General features: G+C 74.5%; 18 protein-coding genes. 9 read left to right on the top strand and 9 right to left on the bottom strand.

Translation table 11 applies throughout. The features are described 5' to 3' along the window. Window positions 1–31 precede the first annotated feature (31 nt). The 5 genes from AQJ30_RS00930 (at window position 32) to AQJ30_RS00910 (ending at window position 5,332) form a co-directional block, all read left to right on the top strand. A complete protein-coding gene (locus AQJ30_RS00930) occupies window positions 32–481 on the top strand; it encodes a MarR family winged helix-turn-helix transcriptional regulator (RefSeq protein ID WP_067227669.1) in 450 nt (149 codons plus the stop codon). A gap of 220 nt (window positions 482–701) precedes the next feature. Then, window positions 702–2,531, top strand: coding sequence for an ABC transporter transmembrane domain-containing protein (locus AQJ30_RS00925; RefSeq protein ID WP_067227667.1), 1,830 nt, complete (start codon window positions 702–704; stop codon window positions 2,529–2,531). Beyond that, entirely contained in the window at window positions 2,528–4,309 is a 1,782-nt protein-coding gene (locus tag AQJ30_RS00920; protein ID WP_067227665.1) for an ABC transporter ATP-binding protein, read from the top strand. Before AQJ30_RS00925 ends, AQJ30_RS00920 begins: the two co-directional genes overlap by 4 nt. 222 nt (window positions 4,310–4,531) lie before the next feature. Then, window positions 4,532–5,002 (top strand): DUF5709 domain-containing protein, encoded by a 471-nt coding sequence (locus tag AQJ30_RS00915; protein WP_067227664.1) that lies wholly within the window; start codon window positions 4,532–4,534, stop codon window positions 5,000–5,002. A 72-nt stretch (window positions 5,003–5,074) separates the two neighbouring features. Then, on the top strand, window positions 5,075–5,332 hold the full coding sequence (locus AQJ30_RS00910; protein ID WP_067227662.1) for a type B 50S ribosomal protein L31: 258 nt from the start codon (window positions 5,075–5,077) through the stop codon (window positions 5,330–5,332). A gap of 59 nt (window positions 5,333–5,391) precedes the next feature. On the opposite strand, the gene AQJ30_RS00905 is transcribed toward AQJ30_RS00910, so the two are convergent. Next, a complete protein-coding gene (locus tag AQJ30_RS00905) occupies window positions 5,392–6,186 on the bottom strand; it encodes a metal-dependent hydrolase (RefSeq protein ID WP_067227660.1) in 795 nt (264 codons plus the stop codon). Between the two features lie 145 nt (window positions 6,187–6,331). On the opposite strand from AQJ30_RS00905, the gene AQJ30_RS00900 reads away from it, so the two are divergent. Then, entirely contained in the window at window positions 6,332–8,845 is a 2,514-nt protein-coding gene (locus tag AQJ30_RS00900; RefSeq protein ID WP_067227659.1) for a DEAD/DEAH box helicase, read from the top strand. A gap of 79 nt (window positions 8,846–8,924) precedes the next feature. Next, entirely contained in the window at window positions 8,925–9,791 is an 867-nt protein-coding gene (locus AQJ30_RS00895; RefSeq protein ID WP_067227657.1) for an acyl-CoA thioesterase, read from the top strand. An 11-nt stretch (window positions 9,792–9,802) separates the two neighbouring features. Here the strand turns inward: AQJ30_RS00895 and AQJ30_RS00890 are convergent, their stop codons facing one another. Together AQJ30_RS00890 and AQJ30_RS00885 are read right to left on the bottom strand one after the other, a co-directional pair. Next, on the bottom strand, window positions 9,803–10,711 hold the full coding sequence (locus tag AQJ30_RS00890; protein ID WP_067227655.1) for a DUF6397 family protein: 909 nt from the start codon (window positions 10,709–10,711) through the stop codon (window positions 9,803–9,805). A gap of 124 nt (window positions 10,712–10,835) precedes the next feature. After that, window positions 10,836–11,249 carry a roadblock/LC7 domain-containing protein gene (locus AQJ30_RS00885; RefSeq protein ID WP_067227653.1) on the bottom strand — a complete coding sequence of 138 codons (414 nt, stop codon included), beginning with the start codon at window positions 11,247–11,249 and terminating at the stop codon, window positions 10,836–10,838. A 124-nt stretch (window positions 11,250–11,373) separates the two neighbouring features. On the opposite strand from AQJ30_RS00885, the gene AQJ30_RS00880 reads away from it, so the two are divergent. Beyond that, window positions 11,374–11,802: a PPOX class F420-dependent oxidoreductase gene (locus AQJ30_RS00880; RefSeq protein ID WP_067227652.1), complete on the top strand. Its 429-nt coding sequence runs from the start codon at window positions 11,374–11,376 to the stop codon at window positions 11,800–11,802. A gap of 58 nt (window positions 11,803–11,860) precedes the next feature. Here AQJ30_RS00880 and AQJ30_RS00875 read toward each other — a convergent pair whose 3' ends face one another. The 5 genes from AQJ30_RS00875 to AQJ30_RS00855 form a co-directional block, all read right to left on the bottom strand. Next, entirely contained in the window at window positions 11,861–12,466 is a 606-nt protein-coding gene (locus tag AQJ30_RS00875) for a GTP-binding protein (protein ID WP_067227650.1), read from the bottom strand. Window positions 12,467–12,510: 44 nt separating this feature from the next. Further along, window positions 12,511–12,921 (bottom strand): DUF742 domain-containing protein, encoded by a 411-nt coding sequence (locus tag AQJ30_RS00870; protein WP_067227648.1) that lies wholly within the window; start codon window positions 12,919–12,921, stop codon window positions 12,511–12,513. Between the two features lie 22 nt (window positions 12,922–12,943). Beyond that, complete coding sequence (locus AQJ30_RS00865) at window positions 12,944–13,381, bottom strand: roadblock/LC7 domain-containing protein (RefSeq protein ID WP_067227646.1); 438 nt, start codon at window positions 13,379–13,381, stop codon at window positions 12,944–12,946. After that, window positions 13,378–15,984, bottom strand: coding sequence for a nitrate- and nitrite sensing domain-containing protein (locus AQJ30_RS00860; protein ID WP_067228831.1), 2,607 nt, complete (start codon window positions 15,982–15,984; stop codon window positions 13,378–13,380). The genes AQJ30_RS00865 and AQJ30_RS00860 overlap by 4 nt, the downstream gene beginning before the upstream one ends. 161 nt (window positions 15,985–16,145) lie before the next feature. Continuing rightward, on the bottom strand, window positions 16,146–16,964 hold the full coding sequence (locus AQJ30_RS00855; protein ID WP_067227645.1) for an MHYT domain-containing protein: 819 nt from the start codon (window positions 16,962–16,964) through the stop codon (window positions 16,146–16,148). Window positions 16,965–17,136: 172 nt separating this feature from the next. On the opposite strand from AQJ30_RS00855, the gene AQJ30_RS00850 reads away from it, so the two are divergent. After that, on the top strand, window positions 17,137–17,778 hold the full coding sequence (locus AQJ30_RS00850) for a class I SAM-dependent methyltransferase (RefSeq protein WP_067227643.1): 642 nt from the start codon (window positions 17,137–17,139) through the stop codon (window positions 17,776–17,778). 120 nt (window positions 17,779–17,898) lie between these two features. Here AQJ30_RS00850 and AQJ30_RS00845 read toward each other — a convergent pair whose 3' ends face one another. Further along, complete coding sequence (locus tag AQJ30_RS00845; protein ID WP_067227641.1) at window positions 17,899–18,912, bottom strand: LacI family DNA-binding transcriptional regulator; 1,014 nt, start codon at window positions 18,910–18,912, stop codon at window positions 17,899–17,901. Between the last annotated feature and the right edge of the window lie 17 nt (window positions 18,913–18,929).

Genomic DNA, 18,929 nt, shown 5'->3' with positions numbered 1-18,929 from the left:
CAATGAACGTCGTCCTGATATTGTTCCCGCCATGACCACCCCCGATCGCGACGGAGCGCTGGCCGACCAGTTGCTGCGGCTGACCCACCGGGTGCACCGGATCCAGAAGCGCCATCTCCACCAGGCCGACCTGGGCATCACCCCGGCCCAGTCCCGCCTGCTGCGCACCCTCGCCCACTTCGGCGGACCGCCGCGCATGGCGGACCTCGCCGAGCGGCTGGAGGTCGTGCCCCGCGCCGTGACCACGCTGGTCGACGGGCTGGAGGCGAGCGGCGCGGTACGGCGGGTCCCGGACCCCGCCAACCGGCGGGTCATCCGCATCGAACTCACGGACACCGGCCGGGCGACGCTGCACGTGCTGCACGACGCCCGACGGGCCGCGGCGCGGGAGATCCTGGCGCCCCTGACGGACGAACAGCGCGAGGTGCTCGGGGAGTTGCTGGACACGCTGATCGACGGGGCGCCGTTGCCGGAGTGTTGATCGGGTAACGCGGTTCCGGCCTGGGCCGGGAGGGCGCCGGGGCCCTGTGACGCGGGGCAGCCGGAACTCGGCGGTGCCGTGGAAAACGGGTTGAAATCGACCACCGGGCAGCGCGAACCTGTCACGGTTTGCAGCCGCGTCCGCGGCATGTCCTCGCCTGCCCGCGTCCGCTCCACCCGCCCGCTCCACCCCACCTCCCGACACGAGTCACTGGGACGTCATGCGTATCCAAGACCTTCCCCATCCCGACCCCGGTGTGCCGGACGCGCGCTCGGGGCCCCGCTTCCTGTGGTGGCTGGGCCGGAACCAGCTGAGCGGGCAACTCACTTCCCTCGCCTGGGGGTTGCTGCACTTCGTCGCCGTCTCGGCGCAGCCGTTCTGCGTCGGGTACGCCGTACAGGCCGTCGTCGACCGCTCCGGCGCCCGGCTCGCGCTCGCCGGGGGCCTGATGGCCCTGTGCGGCGCGGCCACCGCGGTCGGGGACACGTTCCTGCACCGCGCCGCCGTCACCAACTGGATCACCGCCGCCGCCCGCGTGCAGCAGTTGCTCGCCCGCAAGGCCGCCCGGTTGGGCTCCGCGCTGACCCGGCGGGTCGCGGCCGGTGAGGTCGTGGCGGTCTCCACCGGTGACGTCGAGAAGATCGGCTGGTTCGTGGAGGCCGTGTCCCGGTTCTCCGCGGCCGCGCTCACCGTCCTGCTGGTCTGCGTCGGACTGGTCGTCTACCAGCCGGCGCTCGGCGTGGTCGTCGCCGTCGGGCTGCCCGTGGTGGCGTTCGCGGCGCTGCCGCTGCTGCCGCCCGCCACCCGGCGGGCCGACGTCCAGCGCGAGAAGGCCGGCCGCGCCACCGAGTTGGCCTCGGACACCGTCGCCGGGCTGCGGGTGCTGCGCGGCATCGGCGGTGAGGAGCTGTTCCTCGACCGCTACCGCCGCGCCTCCCAGGAGGTCCGCCAGGCCGCCGTGCGCAGCGCCCGGATGTGGTCGCTGATCAGTGCCGTCCAGGTGCTGTTGCCGGGGCTGCTGCTCATCGCGGTCGTCTGGTACGGCGTCCACCTGGCCCGGGAGGGACGCATCTCCGTCGGCGAACTCGTCACCGTCTACAGCTCGGTGATGGTGCTGGCGTACCCGCTGCGGCACTTCGAGGAGATCGCCATGGCGTACTCCTTCTCGCGCCCGTCCGCGAAGCGCGCCGCGCGCGTGCTGTCGCTGGAGCGGCTCACGGACGCGGGCGGATCGCGCGCCGCGGACGCGCCCTCGGGCGACCTGGACGACCCGGCGACGGGACTGCTCGCGCCCGCAGGCCTGCTCACCGCGGTGGTCTGCGGCGACCCGGACGCCGCCGGGCGCCTGGCGGAACGGCTCGGCGGACACGCCTCCGAGGAGGGGCCCTCCGTCCGGCTGGGCGGCGTGCCGCTCGACGAACTGCCCCTGGACAGCGCGCGGGCCGCCGTCCTCGTCCAGGACAAGGACCCGGTGCTGCTGTCGGGTTCGCTGCGCGACCTGCTCGACGTGCCCGCGTCCGGCCGGGTGAGCGCCGCGGCCGCGCTGAGGGCGGCGCAGTGCGCCGACGTCCTGGACGCGCTCGCGCAGGGCTCACTGGACGCCGACGACCCGATGGACGCGCGGATCACCGAGCGCGGTCGCTCCCTGTCCGGAGGCCAGCGCCAACGGCTCGCCCTGGCCCGGTCGTTGCTCACCGACCCCGAGGTGCTGGTGCTGGACGAGCCGACGTCGGCCGTCGACTCCCACACCGAGGCCCGCATCGCCGAGGGCGTGCGCGACCTGCGGTCCGGACGCACGAGCGTGGTGTTCACCTCCTCGCCCCTGCTGCTGGACCGGGCCGACCGGGTCGTCCTCGTCCACGACGGCGAGGTCGCGGCGGTCGGTACGCACCGCGACCTGCTGCACGAGGAGCCGCGGTACCGGGCCGTCGTCACGCGCGAGCCGGACGGCGAGGGAGAAGCGGGCCCGGGCGAGCGGCACGTGGGACTGCGGGAGCTGGAAGTCCTGGACGTTCTGGAAGACCTGGAAGAGATCGAGGAGACCGCATGATCGGCGTCGCGCCCCCGGCGTACGACCCGGCGGCCCCGACGACGGCCCACACGCTGCCCGTCGGAGCCCCCGCCACCGTACGCGCCTACGTGGGCGAACTGCTGCGCCGGCACCGGCGTGCCTTCCTGCTGCTCGTCGCGGCCAACACGGTCGCCACCGTCGCCTCGATGATGGGCCCGTGGCTGCTGGGCGACCTGGTGGAGCGGGTGGCCGACGGGGCCCGGGAACTTCGTCTCGGGTGGACCGTCTCGCTGTTCGTGGTCGCGCTGGTCGTCCAGGCGGTCTTCGTGCGGGAGATGCGGCTGCGCGGGGCCGTGCTCGGCGAGCGGATGCTGGCCGACCTGCGCGAGGACTTCCTGGTGCGGTCGGTGCGGCTGCCGCCGGGGGTGCTGGAGCGGGCCGGGACGGGCGACCTGCTGTCCCGGATCACCACGGACATCGACCGGCTCGCCAACGCGATGCGCGAGGCCGTGCCCCAGCTGACCATCGGCGTGATGTGGGCGCTGCTGCTGCTGTCCGGGCTGGTCGTCGTCGCACCGCCGCTGGCGCCGGCCGTGCTGGTCGCGGTGCCGCTGCTGGTGATCGGCTGCCGCTGGTACTTCCGGCGCGCCCCGTCCGCCTACCGCTCGGAGGCCGCCGGGTACGCCGCCGTGGCCGCCGCGCTCGCCGAGACCGTCGACGCCGGACGCACCGTCGAGGCCCACCGCCTCGGCGGGCGGCGCGTCGAGCTGTCGGAGCTGCGCGTCCGGCAGTGGACGGCGTGGGAGCGGTACACGCTGTGGCTGCGCTCGGTGCTGTTCCCGGTGATCAACCTGGTGCACGTCACCGTGCTCGGCTCGGTGCTGATGCTCGGCGGGGTCTTCGTCCTGCGGGGCTGGATCGACGTGGGCCAGCTGACCACGGGCGCGCTCGTCGCGCAGATGCTCGTCGACCCGGTCAACCTGATCCTGCGCTGGTACGACGAGCTCCAGGTCGCCCAGGTGTCGCTGGCCCGGCTGGTGGGCGTGCGGGAGATCGAACCCGGCGCCGGGCACGCCTCGCTCGCCCCCGAGGGCCGGGACGTGCGCGCCGACGACGTCCGCTTCGGCTACCGCGAGGGCGTCGACGTGCTGCGCGAGGTGTCCCTCGCCGTCGCGCCCGGCACCCGGCTGGCGCTGGTCGGTCCCTCGGGCGCCGGCAAGTCCACCCTGGGCCGGCTCCTCGCGGGCATCTACGCGCCCCGGGACGGCCGCGTCACCCTCGGCGGCGCCGAACTGTCCCGGATGACCGCCGAACGGGTCCGCGCCCACGTCGCCCTCGTCAACCAGGAGCACCACGTCTTCGTCGGCTCCCTGCGGGACAACCTGCGGCTGGCCCGCACCGACGCCGGGGACGCCGAGCTGTGGGCGGCGCTCGGCGCGGTCGACGCCGACGGCTGGGCGCGGGCGCTGGACGACGGCCTGGACACCGAGGTCGGCTCGGGCGGCGCCGCGCTCACCCCGGCGCAGGCCCAGCAGATCGCGCTCGCCCGGCTGGTGCTGGCCGACCCGCACACGCTGGTCCTGGACGAGGCGACCTCGCTGCTCGACCCACGCGCCGCCCGCCACCTGGAACGCTCCCTGTCCCGCGTCCTCGACGGCCGCACCGTCGTCGCGATCGCCCACCGCCTGCACACCGCCCACGACGCCGACGTCATCGCCGTCGTCGAGGACGGCCGCATCAGCGAGCTGGGCAGCCACACCGAGCTGGTGGCGGCCGACGGAGCGTACGCGGCGCTGTGGAGGTCGTGGCACGGGTGAGGAGGGGCCGGCCATGAGGTCGCTCCCCCGCAGGCCGGGCCCCCGTGGACGCGCTGGCGTTGCGCGGTCGCCGAGCGGGATGGAACGCTGGTAAGCGGCACCCGTGCGGGCAGCGACCGGGCCGTGTCCGGCGCCTTCCGTGCGCGGTCGGTGCCCGGCCCGGCGGCGGACCCCCGCCGACCGTGGTGCGTACGGGCCCGTCCCCACCCTCTGGAGGTACCCGTGAACAGCGCCGACGGATGGGGAGACGACGTCTACCAGCCCGATGCCTCCGACATCCAGGACGACTCGGGGCTGCTCGACGAGGAGGACACCCTCGAGGACGACGACGTCGACAACCCCCTGGACCGCGGCTGGTCCCCTCCCGAGAAGCCCTGGGCCGTGGAGCACGAGGGCATCACGGCGGCCGAGCGGCTGCGCGGCGAGACGCTGGACCAGCGGCTGGCCGAGGAACTGCCGGACCTCGCCGTCCCGGACGGTGACGGTCTGGGTGACTCGGAGGACACCGACGGGGAACTCCTCGACGAGGAGGTCGGCGCGGCCCGCTCCGGACGGCTCGTGGCACCGGACGAAGGGGTGCACGAGGACGAGGAGAGCGCGCTGGTCGCCACCGACGTGGGCATCGACGGGGCGGCCGCCTCCGCCGAGGAGGCGGCGATGCACATCGTCGACGGGGACGCCCTGCCCGGCTGACCCGCCGCCTCCCGGGGCGACGCGGCCCCCGCCGCGCCCGCCGTACGCACCGACCCGGCACGAGGAGCACCCATGCAGCAGGACAAGCACCCCGACTACCACCCGGTCGTCTTCCGCGACCGCGCCGCCGGCTACGCCTTCCTGACCCGGTCCACGGCCTCCAGCGACGAGACCATCGAGTGGGACGACGGCGAGACGTACCCGGTGGTGGACGTGGAGATCTCCTCCGAGAGCCACCCCTTCTACACCGGCAAGGCCCGCACCGTGGACACGGAGGGCCGCGTCGCCCGCTTCGAGCGCCGCTACGGGGAGGGCTCGGCGAAGGCCTGAGCGGAAGGGGCCTGAGGGGAGGCGGCCTGAGCGGACGCGGAGGCCCGGGCGGACGGGCCTCAGATGAAGCCGAGCGCGGCCGCGCCGCCCAGCCCGCCGAGCAGCATGAACACCGGCATCAGCACCTTCAGCTCGATCCAGCTGCCCGCCCGGAACCGCATCACCTTCGGCGGTCCCAGCGGGTACCAGCGCTTGCGTCCGATCGGGATCGGCCACAGGATCGGGCAGCCCGAGACGGTCAGGGCGTCCCCGATGTCGTGCACCAGCGCGCCCAGCAGGATGGGCAGCCCGAGCCACAGGTACTGCTGGCCCGGCTCGGTGAACAGCCAGCCCGAGCCGTTGCCCGGCTTGTCGAGTGTCCCCGCGATGATCCACGCGCTGGTCGCCGCCAGCAGCCACACCAGCACGTCGCTGCTGGAGCCCCGGGCGGCCCGCCACAGCAGGCCCTCGATGGCCAGCACCATGTGCGCGAACAGGATCGCCAGCACCGCCCAGCGGCCCCCGGTCACCGCCAGCGCCGAGGCGCCCGCGCCCGTCAGGACCGCCCACAGCCAGGTGTGCGTCAGGGTGCGGTGCCCACCGGAGCGGCGTGCGTCGCCCTGCTTGCGGGTGGCCTTGTAGACGGCGTAGGACAGCTTGTCGACGATCTCGCACAGCCACCGCGAGAGCGGGCCGAAGGCGCGGGAGATGGTGGCGGCCTTGTGGTCCAGGTCGGGAGCCAGCGCGGCACCGGCACTGATCAGCGCGCCGGTCAGCAGGACGGGCCAGGGCATCGGGTGTCCGGCCGCGGCGACGGCCGCCCCGGCGCCGAGCCAGGCGGCGGCGCCCGACAGTGAGTGTGCTGGTCCCATCATGGCCCTCGTCCGCCCCGTTCCTCGTGTGCCGCTGTCCAGTTGACCCGGTGCGATGACGCCCCGTCGGCGCCACAGCGTAACCGTCGCGATCTTCGGACCGGCAGCCGATTCCCCCCTCGGGGGCCGGGGCAGGCAAGATGGGGACGTGACCCTCATCGATCAGCTGCCGCCGACCGCCGACCCCGACGCCCTGTACGAAGCCTTCGAGTCGTGGGCGCAGGAGCGCGGTCTGACCCTCTACCCCCACCAGGAGGAGGCGCTGATCGAGGTGGTCTCGGGGGCGAACGTGATCGTCTCCACGCCCACCGGGTCCGGCAAGAGCATGATCGCGGCGGGGGCGCACTTCGCGGCGCTGGCCCGCGACGAGGTCACCTTCTACACGGCGCCGATCAAGGCGCTGGTGTCGGAGAAGTTCTTCGAGCTGTGCAAGCTGTTCGGCACGGAGAACGTGGGCATGCTGACCGGCGACGCGTCCGTCAACGCCGACGCCCCGGTCATCTGCTGCACCGCCGAGGTGCTCGCGTCGATCGCGCTGCGGGACGGCAGGCAGGCGGACGTCGGCCAGGTCGTCATGGACGAGTTCCACTTCTACGCGGAGCCGGACCGCGGCTGGGCCTGGCAGATCCCGCTGCTCGAACTGCCCCAGGCGCAGTTCGTCCTGATGTCGGCCACGCTCGGTGACGTGTCCTTCTTCGAGAAGGACCTGACCCGCCGCACCGGCCGCCCCACGTCGGTGGTCCGCTCGGCGACCCGCCCCGTCCCGCTGTCCTACGCCTACCGGTACACGCCGCTCACCGAGACCCTGACCGACCTGCTGGAGACCAAGCAGGCCCCGGTGTACATCGTGCACTTCACCCAGGCGCAGGCCGTCGAGCGGGCGCAGGCGCTGATGAGCATCAACATGTGCTCGCGGGAGGAGAAGGAGAAGATCGCCGAGCTGATCGGCAACTTCCGCTTCACCACCTCGTTCGGCCGCAACCTCTCCCGCTACGTCCGCCACGGCATCGGCGTGCACCACGCCGGCATGCTGCCCAAGTACCGGCGGCTGGTGGAGAAGCTGGCGCAGGCCGGCCTGCTGAAGGTGATCTGCGGGACGGACACGCTCGGCGTCGGCGTCAACGTGCCGATCCGCACGGTGCTGTTCACCGCGCTCACCAAGTACGACGGCAACCGCGTGCGCACCCTGCGCGCGCGGGAGTTCCACCAGATCGCGGGCCGCGCCGGGCGGGCCGGGTTCGACACGGCGGGCTACGTCGTCGCGCAGGCGCCGGAACACGTCATCGAGAACGAGAAGGCGCTCGCCAAGGCCGGCGACGACCCGAAGAAGCGCCGCAAGGTGGTCCGCAAGAAGGCCCCGGAAGGCTTCGTGGGCTGGACGGAGAACACCTTCGAGAAGCTGATCGAGTCGGATCCGGAGCCGTTGACGTCCCGTTTCCGGGTGACGCACACGATGCTGCTGTCGGTGATCGCCCGGCCGGGCAACGCCTTCCAGGCGATGCGTCACCTGCTGGAGGACAACCACGAACCGCGCAAGCAGCAGCTGCGTCACATCCGCCGGGCCATCGCGATCTACCGCTCGCTGCTGGACGGCGGCATCGTCGAGAAGCTCGACCAGCCCGACGCCGAGGGGCGCATCGTCCGCCTCACGGTCGACCTCCAGCAGGACTTCGCGCTCAACCAGCCGCTGTCCACCTTCGCGCTGGCCGCGTTCGAACTGCTCGACCCGGAGTCGCCGTCGTACGCGCTGGACATGGTCTCCGTCGTGGAGTCCACCCTCGACGACCCGCGGCAGATCCTCGCCGCCCAGCAGAACAAGGCGCGCGGCGAGGCGGTGGCCGCGATGAAGGCGGACGGCGTCGAGTACGAGGAGCGCATGGAGCGCCTCCAGGACGTCACCTACCCCAAGCCGCTGGAGGAGCTGCTCTTCCACGCGTACAACACGTACCGCAAGAGCCACCCCTGGGTCGGCGACCACCCGCTGTCGCCGAAGTCCGTCATCCGCGACATGTACGAACGGGCGCTCACCTTCACCGAGTTGGTGTCCCACTACGAGCTGGCGCGCACCGAGGGCATCGTGCTGCGCTACCTCGCCAGTGCCTTCAAGGCCCTGGACCACACCATCCCCGACGACCTGAAGTCGGAGGACCTCCAGGACCTGATCGAGTGGCTGGGCGAGATGGTCCGCCAGGTCGACTCCAGCCTGCTGGACGAGTGGGAGCAGCTGGCCAACCCGGAGGTGATGACCGCCGAGGAGGCCCAGGAGAAGGCCGACGAGGTCAAGCCGGTCACCAGCAACGCGCGTGCCTTCCGGGTCCTGGTGCGCAACGCGATGTTCCGCCGGGTGGAGCTCGCCGCGCTCGACCACGTCGACGAGCTGGGCGAGATGGACGCCGACTCCGGCTGGGACGCGGACGCCTGGGGCGAGGCGATGGACGCGTACTGGGACGAGTACGACGACCTGGGCACCGGCCCGAACGCCCGGGGTCCGAAGCTGCTCGTCATCGAGGAGGAGCCGCAGCGCCGCCTGTGGCGGGTCCGCCAGATCTTCGACGACCCCAACGGCGACCACGACTGGGGCGTCAGCGCCGAGGTCGACCTCGACGCCTCCGACGCCGAGGGCCGCGCCGTCGTGCGGGTCACCGCCGTCGGGCAGTTGTGAGCGTCCACCCCACCACCGGCCCCCGGAGCGGGCGGGACAGCGGATCCCGCCCGCTCGCGAACACAGGAGAAGCACGCCCATGACGAACCCGGCCGAACGGCTGGTCGACCTGCTCGACCTGGAGCAGATCGAGGTCGACATCTTCCGCGGCCGCAGCCCGCACGAGTCGTTGCAGCGGGTCTTCGGCGGCCAGGTGGCGGGCCAGGCGCTGGTCGCGGCGGGCCGCACCACCGAGGGCGACCGGCCGGTGCACTCGCTGCACGCGTACTTCCTGCGGCCGGGCCGGCCGGGCGTGCCGATCGTGTACCAGGTCGAGCGGGTGCGCGACGGCCGGTCGTTCACGACGCGCCGGGTCACCGCGGTGCAGCAGGGGCGCACCATCTTCAATCTCACCGCCTCCTTCCACCGGCCCGAGGAAGGCCCCTTCGAGCACCAGTTGCCGCCCGCCCGCGAGGTGCCGGACCCCGAGTCGCTGCCGACCGTGGCGGACGAGGTCCGGGAGCACCTGGGCGCGCTGCCCGAGCAGTTCGAGCGGATGGCGCGCCGGCAGCCCTTCGACATCCGGTACGCCGACCGTCTGCGCTGGAGCCCGGAGGAAGTGAAGGGCGCCGAGCCGCGCAGCGCGGTGTGGATGCGGGCGGTCGGCCCGCTCGGCGACGACCCGCTGGTGCACACCTGCGCGCTCACCTACGCCAGTGACATGACGCTCCTGGACGCCGTCCGCATCCCCGTCGAACCCCTGTGGGGGCCGCGCAACTTCGACATGGCGTCGCTGGACCACGCGATGTGGTTCCACCGGCCGTTCCGCGCCGACGAGTGGTTCCTCTACGACCAGGAGTCCCCCATCGCGACGGGCGGGCGGGGCCTCGCCCGCGGCCGGATCTACGACGTCGAGGGGCGTCTGCTGGTGTCGGTCGTGCAGGAGGGCCTGTTCCGGGCCCTGTAGGTCGCGTCCGGTCACGTCCCGCCGCGCCGCAGCCAGCCGAGCAGCCGCAGTCGGCCGCGCTCGGGCGGCCGCTCGCCGGGCGGTGCGGTCGGGGCAGCGGCCGGGGGTACGAGGGCCGGTGCGGCCGTCGCGGCCGTCGTGGGGCGGGGCGCGGGCCGCTCGTCCCGGGCTTCCGCCAGGGCGTGGGTCAGGTCGGCCCGCAGCCAGGCGATCTCGTCCGGGTCGTCGGCCGTGGCGATCCGCTCGGCGAGGAGGGCGGCCGGCGAGCCCGGGGTGCCGTGACCGGGCGGCGCCGGCCGGAATCGGCCGAGGTGGGCGCGCTCGTAGGGGTCGGGGACGACCTCGGCGATGTGCACGGGGTCCAGCAGGGAGGCCAGGGCTCCGGCGCGCTGCCACGGGTCCTCGGCCTGCCGCAGCAGGAAGCCGAGGTGCCGGCCGCGCCAGTTGCGGGCCCGCAGGTCCAGCCCCGCCGCCAGGGGGCCGCGCAGCGTCTGGGGGGTGGGCCCGTGCAGGAGGCCCGCGTGTTCCGGGGCGGCGGCGAAGGCGCGCAGTTCGTCGGCGAGGTAGCGCCAGACCACGGCGCGGTAGCGGTTCAGGTAGAAGGTCACGGGCACCACCAGCCCGGCGCGCGCGAAGCGGGTGAACCGGGTGGGTGCCACCTCCATCAGCTCCGCGGCCTCCCGGGTCCCGACGGTCCGGACGCTCTCCCGCAGCGCCTCGGGGAAGCCCGGCTCGGCGCTCAGCCGGTCGATCTCGGCACGGGGGACACGGCGGCCCCCGCCGCCCTCGTCGGGCACGGTCCTGATCCGGCCCAGGCGGGCCGCGAGGTCCAGCTCGCTGCGCTTGAGGCCGAGTTCGCGGGCGGCGCGGCCGGGTGCGCAGGTCTCGGCCGGGGACGCGGTGACGGTGTGCGTGGACATGGTCTCCCCCGTGGAGTGGCGGGCCCCGCGCCGTCCGCGGCGGCCTCGGGAAAAACCGTAGCCGGATCCGCGCCACCCCGGAGAAGCCTGTGGACAACTCCGCCGGCCCTATTGAAGCCGCAGGTCAGAGCTCTGTTTCCGGGGCCTGTTCCGGTCGCCGGGCGTCGACCGTGAGGTGCTCGCCGACCCGGTTGACGAGCAGGGTCATCTCGTAGGCGATCTGTCCGAAGTCGGCCTCGGCCCCGCTGAGGACGCACAGACAGCTGCCGGTGCCCGCGGCGGTGACGAACAGCACCGCGTCGTCGAACTCGACCAGCGTCTGGCGCACCTGGCCCGCGCCGAAGTGGCGCCCGGAGCCCTTGGCGAGGCTGTGCAGGCCCGAGGAGACCGCGGCGAGGTGCTCGGCGTCCTCGCGGCGCAGCCCCGTGCTGGCGCCGGCGACCAGTCCGTCGTTGGACAGCACCAGGGCGTGCCGTACGTGGTCGACGCGCTCGGTCAGGTCGTCCAGGAGCCAGTCGAGTCCCTGCTTCTGAGCCATGGTGCGTTCTCCCCCACTGCCGTTCCCCGTGTGCGTTCCCCGCGCGGTGCGTCCCGTGACGCTCGGGCGGGACGTGTCAGCAAGCCTTCCCCACGACCGGGCGGCGGGCAAGGAGGATGGGGGCATGGCACAGAAGATGACCGACACGGAATGGCGGGCGTTCGTCTCCGAGGGCACCCGCACCGGCAAGTTGTGCACCGTCCGGGCCGACGGCAGCCCGCACGTGGCGCCGATCTGGTTCCTGCTCGACGGGGACGAGCTGGTGTTCAACACCGGCAAGGAGACCGTCAAGGGGCGCAACCTGACGCGGGACGGGCGGGTCGCCCTCTGCGTGGACGACGACCGTCCGCCGTTCGACTTCGTGGTCCTGCAGGGCCGGGCACGGCTCTCCGAGGACCCCGGCGAGCTGCGGCACTGGGCGGCCCGGATCGGCGCCCGGTACATGGGCGAGGAGCGCGCCGAGGAGTTCGGCGCGCGCAACGGGGTGCCGGGCGAACTGCTGGTGCGGGTCGGCATCGAGAAGGTGCTGGCGCAGAAGGCCGTCGCGGACTGACGGCGCGAAACGACTGCCTCCGCGCCGGCCAGCCGGCCGCCCGCGGCGCCCGCCGCGGTCAGCTCACCGAGTCGAGCAGCCGGGCGGTGTGCATCCGCCCGGCGTACTCCACCAGCCGGATCAGGACCTCCTTGCCCGAGTCGCGGTCGCGCGCGTCGCACAGCACGACGGGGGTCCCGTCGTCGAGGTCGAGGGCGCGCGAGACGTCCGGGACGCCGTACGTCCGCGCGCCCGTGAAGCAGTTGACGGCCACCACGAACGGGATGTGCCGGTGCTCGAAGTAGTCGACCGCGGGGAAGCAGTCCTCCAGGCGCCGGGTGTCCGCGAGGACCACGGCACCGAGGGCGCCCTGCGACAACTCGTCCCACAGGAACCAGAAGCGGTCCTGGCCGGGCGTGCCGAACAGGTACAGCGAGAGCCCGGAGCGGATGGTGATGCGGCCGAAGTCCATGGCGACCGTCGTGGTGACCTTGTGGTCCACCCCGTCGGTGTCGTCGACCGACTGGCCCGCCTCGCTGAGCAGTTCCTCGGTCCGCAGCGGCCTGATCTCGCTGACGGCGCCCACCAGGGTGGTCTTGCCGACGCCGAATCCGCCGGCGACCAGGATCTTCAAGGCCAGGGGGGCCGTCTCGCCGTCCGTGGTGTCGGCGTGCTCGGAGTCCATGGATGACTTCCCTCTTCCTCTGATGGGGCCCGCAGCCCTGCGATTCACAGGGCGCGCAGCCCCGCGATGACCTCGCGCAGGATGCGCTCGTCGGGCAGTTGCGCGGGCGGGACGGGACGGCTGACGGTGACGCGGCCGAGTTCCAGCAGGTCGCCGAGGAGCACTCGGACGACCCCCACCGGCAGGTCCGCGCCGGCGGCGAGTTCGGCCACGGACTGCGTCTCCGTGCGGCACAGGTCGGCCAGCGCGCGGTGTTCGGGGCCGAGCGCGGGATCGTCGTCCGGCGCGCCCGGGTCGAGGGTGACCAGCGCGATCAGGTCGAAGCGGACCCCGGTGGGTCCGGGCCGGGTGCGTCCGCCCGTCATGGCGTACGGGCGGACCAGGGGTCCGGCCTCGTGGTCGTACCACTGGCTGCCCGGTCCGTGCGGGGAGCCGGTCAGGGTCTCCTCGGTCATGCGGGTGTGCCGCCTTCCGCTCTCATCCGGCGGCGGGCGGGCGCGAGCCGACGCGTGGGGGCGTGTAGAGGTGCTCCCCCACGCGCTTGACGAGCCGTGCCATCTCGTACGCCACCAGGCCGATGTCGGCCGTGACGGCGGTGAGGAGGGCCAGGCAGGAGCCGTCGCCCGCGGCCGCCACGAACAGGAACGCGTCGTCCATCTCGACCATGGTCTGCCGGACGCCCCCGGCGCCGAAGTGCCGGCCGGCCCCCTTGGCGAGGCTGTGGAAGCCGGACGCCACCGCGGCCAGGTGCTCGGCGTCCTCACGGGTCAGGTCGTCGGAGGCACCCACGGCGAGGCCGTCGTTGGACAGCACCACCGCGTGCCGCACCTCGCGCACGCGCAGCACCAGGTCGTCCAGCAGCCAGTCGAGTTCACCGGACCGCTGGGACATCCTCGAGCTCGGGTCCTGGATCATGCGGGGTCTCCTTCACTGTCGCTGCCCGGTGCGGGCTCGGGGCCGGCACCGCGGCCGGGTCGTCTGCCGCCGCCGCGTGCCCAGCCGTCCCGGTAGGCGGCCATCCGGTCCCGTACGACTTCGGGCGTACGGGACCCGTCCTCGCGCGCGTGCTCCGGCGCGGCGGGGTCCTCGGCCTGCGCGCGGCGCAGTTGGGGGGCGAGGCTCGCCTGGCGGACCCGGCGCGGGAGGCCGTCCGCGCCGTCGGCGCCCTCCGGAGGGCGGTGCGGGTGCAGGGCGGTGACCCCGGGGGGCGGCGGGTCGCCGTCGCCGGGGCCCCGGGCGTCCACGCGTGCGGGGGCGACCAGGGCCGGCCGGTCGGCGGGCGCGGGGACGGCTCCTCGGCGGGCGGCTTCCCGCCGCTGGGCGAACTCCTCGTGCGGTGGGGCTTCTTCATGGCGGCCGTCGGCGGGTACGCGCGTGTAGGCGTCCTCCGTGCCCTGATCCGCGAGCGCCCGCTCCGGGCGGGACCGTTCGGGCCCGCCGGTGTGCAGCAGCGCGGTGGGCAGCAGGACGACGGCGGTGGTGCCGCCGTAGGGCGAGGTGCGCAGGTGGACCTTGATGCGGTGCCGGGAGGCGAGCCGGCTGACCACGAACAGGCCGAGCCGGTCGCTGTCGAACAGGTCGAGCGCCTCGGACTGCGCGATGCGCCGGTTGGCCTCCGCGAGGGTCTCCCTGCCCATGCCCAGCCCGCGGTCCTCGACCTCGACGGCGTAACCGTTGCCGACGGGTTCCCCGGTGACGCGCACACGCGTGTGCGGCGGTGAGAACTGCGCCGCGTTCTCGACGAGTTCGGCCAGCAGGTGGGTGACGTCGGCGACGGCGGCGCCGGCCACGGCGGTCTCGGGGAGCCGGCGCACCTCTACGCGTGCGTAGTCCTCGACCTCGGACACGGCCGCGCGGACGACGTCGGTCAGCGAGACCGGCATGCGCCAGGCCCGGCCGGGTGCCGCTCCGGACAGGATGATCAGGCTCTCGGCGTGGCGGCGCATGCGGGTGGTGAGGTGGTCGAGGCGGAAGAGGTCGCTGAGCTCGTTGGGGTCGTCGGAGCGGCGTTCCATGCTGTCCAGGAGGCTGAGCTGGCGGTGGACCAGGACCTGGCTGCGACGCGCGAGGTTGACGAACACGCCGGAGATGCCGCTGGCGAGTTCGGCGCGTTCCACGGCGGCCCGCAGGGCGGCGCGGTGCACGGTGCCCAGGGCCTCGGCGACCTGTCCCGTCTCGTCCTCGGCGGGCGGTCCCGGCGGCGCTTCGGCGCGGATGTCGATCTCCTCGCCCGCGCGCAGCCTGCGCATCGCCTCGGGGAGCTTGCGGCGGGCGATCTCCAGGGCGCCGTTGCGCAGGCCGACGAGTTCGACGACGAGGCCGCGGCCGATGCGCACGGAGATGACGAGCGAGGCGGCGACGGCGAGCAGGCCGAGCAGCACGGCGGCGCCGGCCGGGGTGAGGAGGCCGCGGGTGAAGGGGTCGGCGCGACGGGCGACCTCGCGCCCGGCGTCGGCCTCGATGGAGCGCATGCCGTCCTGCACGCGTGCGTGCGCCGTGCCCCACGGGTCGGCGGGGACGGCGGCGAGGGCGCGCGTCCCGGGCCGTTGGGCGAGGACGTCGTCCTCGGCGGCGGCCACGGTGGCGTAGGGGGCGCTGCCGGACAGGGTGCGCCACGCGGTGCGTTCGGGGCCGCGCAGGTCGGTGACGGCTGACGCGGTGAGCGCGCGCCGGGTGTCGACGGCACCGGTGAACAGGCGCAGGCGTTCGCCGTCGAGGCGGCCGACGGGACGGGCGCTCGCCAGGACCGCGTCCTCCTGGGCGAGCGCCTCGCCCGCGCGGGAGAACTCGAGCAGCACGCGTGCGTCGGAGCCCAGCTCGGCGTCCTGGATGCCGCTCAGCGCGCCGCCCACCGCGAAGGCCCGCGCGATGGCGGCGGAGTAACGGTCGTACACGGTCCGCCAGTCGGTGCGGCCGTCCAGGACCGCCGTGCGCAGGGGGCGCAGGTGCTCGGTGCCGGAGACGAACGCCTCGAGGCGCTGGGCGACTCCGGAGGGCAGTTCCTGGGCGTCGGCGACGGTGCCGTCGTCGCCGAGCCGGAGCGCGGCCACGGCCCGGTCGGTGTCCCGGGCGAGTCCCGCGAGGTCGGCGTCCTGCCCCGCGCGCGGGGCGGTGGCCCGGCGGACGGCGGCCTCCCGCTCGGCCTGGAGCGCGGCCACGGCGTCGGCGAGGGGGGCGCGCACCTCGGCGTCGACCCTCTGCAACTGCCGCAGCCGGGAGACGTCCTGGGCGGTGGTGACGGTGGCGTACCCCCACAGGGCCAGCAGGGAGACGACGGGCACCATCAGGAGGCAGACGATCCTGGCGCGGACGGTGCGGGGGCGGATGCTCCGGCGTCGCGGGCGGGGGGCCGCGCTGCCGGAAGCACCGGCACCGGCGTCGGCACCGGCGTCGGGCCCGCCGTCGGCCAGGAACGCGTCCGGGGTCTCGTCGGCCGGGGGTCCGGCGTGGGCGCGGCGGCCGCGTACCGGGCGCGGCGGCTGCGCGCCGGCTGTCGGGGTCCTGCGGGGTGTACGCATGGCCTCCTCGTCGGGGCTGGGTGGGGCGAGTCGTCGAGTCACCGGCCCGCTGCCGGTCGGGTGCGGGTCGTTCGGCCCGTCGGGGCGGTCCGCACGGTCCGGGCCGGCCGGCTTGCCGGAGCGCGTCACGCGGTCGGGGCCGGCAGGCTCGTCGGAGCGCGTCACGCGGTCCGGGCCGGACGGGTGCCGGTGCCGCTCCGCTCGCCCGGCTGTGCGTCCCGCTCGTCGTGGCGCTGGGCCGACGCGGACGCCTCACGCTCCCCCGTGGTGGGCGACAGGGCGACGAAGGCCGAGGTCAGGAAGAGGTAGGACCCGAGGCCGACGGCGAGGGGGAAGATGAACTGCATCGCCGTGGCCCCGGGCAGCGCGGTCCCCGACGGCGTCACCTGCACGCTCACCGCGAACATCCCGGTGTAGTGCATGCTGCTGACCGCCGCGCCCATGACGAGGGAGGCGACGGTGACGGCGACGGGTGACGTGGTGTGGAGGGCCGCCCAGAGGGCCGCGGTGGCGGCGACGACCGCGATGAGGACGGACAGCCCGACGCGCACCGGGTCGTAGGTGATGTCGCCGTGCAGCCGGACGGCGGCCATGCCGAGGTAGTGCATGCTCGCCACGCCGAGGCCGGTGGTCAGGCCGCCGAGCAGCAACGCGCGCGTGCGGTCGCGGCCGCAGCCGACGGCGAACACGCCGGCGCAGACGACGACCATGGCGACGAGGAGGCTGAGCACGGTCAGCGGCACGTCGTAGCGGATGTCGGTGCCGCTGACGCCGAAGCCGAGCATGGCGACGAAGTGCATCGTCCAGATGCCGGTGCCGATCGCCGAGGCGGCGGTGAGGAGCCAGTTGCGGCGTGCGCGCCCGGTGGCACCGAGCGCCCGGACGGTGCAGCGCAGCCCGAGGGCGGCGCCGATGCACGCCATGGCGTACGACAGCACGGGGGTCAGCCAGCCGAAGGTGGCGTGGTCCAGGTGTCCCATGGCCAGAGGACGTTAGGGGGGCACCGGCGCACGGAGGGGGCGCGTTTCGAAACCCGGCGGAACATGACACGGAAATACGCCGGAACGACCGCCGCGCGCCGACTCGCGCTCGAACGTGTGCGCAGAGCCGTCATCCGTGCCGGTGACGGCCGGCTGAGGGATCATGCGTCGCATGAGCGACGACCACACGAACGACCACCCGCGCGTGGACGAGCGGACGGACGACCACACGCGCGTGCGGGAGTTCTTCACCGCGCGCGCCGCGGACTGGGACAGCCGCTTCCCCGACGACGGCCCCGCCTACGCGGCGGCGGTCGCCGAGCTGGGCCTGCCGGAGGGCGCCCGCGTGCTGGACGCGGGGTGCGGCACGGGCCGGGCCCTGCCGCCGCTGCGGGCGGCCGTGGGGCCTGCCGGGGTGGTCGTGGGGGCGGACCTGACGGCGGCGATGCTGGCGGCCGCCGTGCGGGCCGGACGGGACCGCGACGGGCGGTTGCTGCTGGCCGACGTGGCGGCGCTCCCGCTGCGCTCCTCCTGCCTCGACGCGGTCTTCGCCGCGGGGCTCGTCGCCCACCTGCCGCACCCGGCCGAGAACCTGCGCGAACTCGCGCGCGTGGTGCGCCCCGGCGGCACGCTGGCCCTGTTCCACCCGATCGGCCGGGCGGCCCTCGCCGCCCGCCAGGGGCGGCAGATCACCGACGACGACCTGCGCGCCGAGCCGCGCCTGCGGCCGCTGCTCGCCGGGTCGGGCTGGCGCCTGACGTCGTACGCCGACGAGGACGACCGCTTCCTGGCGCTGGCGGTGCGTCAGGACTGAGCGGTTCGTCCTCGGGCCGGCGCTCCGTCCGGGCCGGCGCTCCGTCCGGGCCGGTGCTCCGTCCGGGCCGGTGCTCCGTCCGGGCCGGTGCTCCGTCGCCGCCGGCGGCCGGCGCGGCCGTCAGGCGCTCGCCCGGACGACGAAGCGGGTCGGCAGGATCAGCGGGGTGGGGTCCTGCCCGTTGACCAGCGCGACGAGCATGCGCGCCATCTCCCGGCCGAGCGCCCGGACGGGCTGGTGGACGGTGGTCAGGGGCGGGTCGGCGATGCGGGCGACCGTGAGGTCGTCGAACCCGGCCACCGCGATGTCGTCCGGCACGGACCGGCCGGCCGCCCGCAGGGTGCGCAGGGCCCCGGCCGCCATGTTGTCGTTGGCGGCGAACACCCCGTCGACGTCGGCGTGCCGCGACAGCAGCGCGGCCATCCCGGCGGCCCCACTGGGCTCGGTGAAGTCGCCCTCCTGCGGCGGCAGCGGCTCGAGTCCGGCCCCCAGCATGGCGTCCCGGTAGCCGCGGTACCGGGCGCGGCCGGCCTCGGTGTCCAGCCGTCCGCAGAGGGTGGCGACCCGCCTGCGGCCCTGGGCGAGGAGGTACTCGGTCGCCTCGCGCGCCCCGCCGGTGTTGTCGACGTCCACGTAGTGGCGGGGGGCCGGGCCGACCGGCCGGCCGCCGAACACGACGGGCAGGTCGGCCTCCTCGGCGAGCCGGGCCAGCGGGTCGTCCTCGCGCAGCGCCATCAGCATGACGCCGTCGGCGCCCCGGCACCGCAGGAGTTCCTCCACCCGCTTGCGGCCCCGGTCGGAGGCGGCCAGGCACAGCATCAGGTGCAGGTCGGCCTCCTCGAGGGCGGCCGACGCGCCCACGATCACCTCGGCGAAGAAGGGGTCCGCGAAGATCGAGGGGTCCTCCCCGGCGACGACCAGGGCGGCGGCTCCCGTCTGCCGGGTGGCCAGGGCGCGGGCGGTGGGGTGGGGGACGTAGCCGAGCACGCGTACCGCCCGCTGGACCGCCTCGCGCTTGGCGCGGCTGACGTGGGGCGCGTTGTTGAGGGCGCGGGAGGCCACGGAGCGGGAGACGCCGGCGTGTTCGGCCACCTCGTCGAGTGTGGGCTGCCGTCGTGACGGACCTGCTGGCATCGGCCGCTGCCCCTTCG

It is taken from the genome of Streptomyces longwoodensis (assembly GCF_001514125.1).
Lineage (GTDB): Bacteria > Actinomycetota > Actinomycetes > Streptomycetales > Streptomycetaceae > Streptomyces > Streptomyces longwoodensis.
The sequence above is the reverse complement of the archived record's forward strand: the minus strand, read 5'-3'. Positions and strand labels throughout refer to the sequence as shown.

Bases quoted from the DNA above. Each gene is read 5' to 3' on its own strand.
- AQJ30_RS00930 (WP_067227669.1), top strand. From the start codon at position 32: ATGACCACCCCCGATCGCGACGGAGCGCTGGCCGACCAGTTGCTGCGG.
- AQJ30_RS00925 (WP_067227667.1), top strand. From the start codon at position 702: ATGCGTATCCAAGACCTTCCCCATCCCGACCCCGGTGTGCCGGACGCG.
- AQJ30_RS00920 (WP_067227665.1), top strand. From the start codon at position 2,528: ATGATCGGCGTCGCGCCCCCGGCGTACGACCCGGCGGCCCCGACGACG.
- AQJ30_RS00910 (WP_067227662.1), top strand. From the start codon at position 5,075: ATGCAGCAGGACAAGCACCCCGACTACCACCCGGTCGTCTTCCGCGAC.
- AQJ30_RS00905 (WP_067227660.1), bottom strand. From the start codon at position 6,186: ATGATGGGACCAGCACACTCACTGTCGGGCGCCGCCGCCTGGCTCGGC.
- AQJ30_RS00895 (WP_067227657.1), top strand. From the start codon at position 8,925: ATGACGAACCCGGCCGAACGGCTGGTCGACCTGCTCGACCTGGAGCAG.
- AQJ30_RS00890 (WP_067227655.1), bottom strand. From the start codon at position 10,711: ATGTCCACGCACACCGTCACCGCGTCCCCGGCCGAGACCTGCGCACCC.
- AQJ30_RS00885 (WP_067227653.1), bottom strand. From the start codon at position 11,249: ATGGCTCAGAAGCAGGGACTCGACTGGCTCCTGGACGACCTGACCGAG.
- AQJ30_RS00880 (WP_067227652.1), top strand. From the start codon at position 11,374: ATGGCACAGAAGATGACCGACACGGAATGGCGGGCGTTCGTCTCCGAG.
- AQJ30_RS00875 (WP_067227650.1), bottom strand. From the start codon at position 12,466: ATGGACTCCGAGCACGCCGACACCACGGACGGCGAGACGGCCCCCCTG.
- AQJ30_RS00870 (WP_067227648.1), bottom strand. From the start codon at position 12,921: ATGACCGAGGAGACCCTGACCGGCTCCCCGCACGGACCGGGCAGCCAG.
- AQJ30_RS00865 (WP_067227646.1), bottom strand. From the start codon at position 13,381: ATGATCCAGGACCCGAGCTCGAGGATGTCCCAGCGGTCCGGTGAACTC.
- AQJ30_RS00860 (WP_067228831.1), bottom strand. From the start codon at position 15,984: ATGCGTACACCCCGCAGGACCCCGACAGCCGGCGCGCAGCCGCCGCGC.
- AQJ30_RS00855 (WP_067227645.1), bottom strand. From the start codon at position 16,964: ATGGGACACCTGGACCACGCCACCTTCGGCTGGCTGACCCCCGTGCTG.
- AQJ30_RS00850 (WP_067227643.1), top strand. From the start codon at position 17,137: ATGAGCGACGACCACACGAACGACCACCCGCGCGTGGACGAGCGGACG.
- AQJ30_RS00845 (WP_067227641.1), bottom strand. From the start codon at position 18,912: ATGCCAGCAGGTCCGTCACGACGGCAGCCCACACTCGACGAGGTGGCC.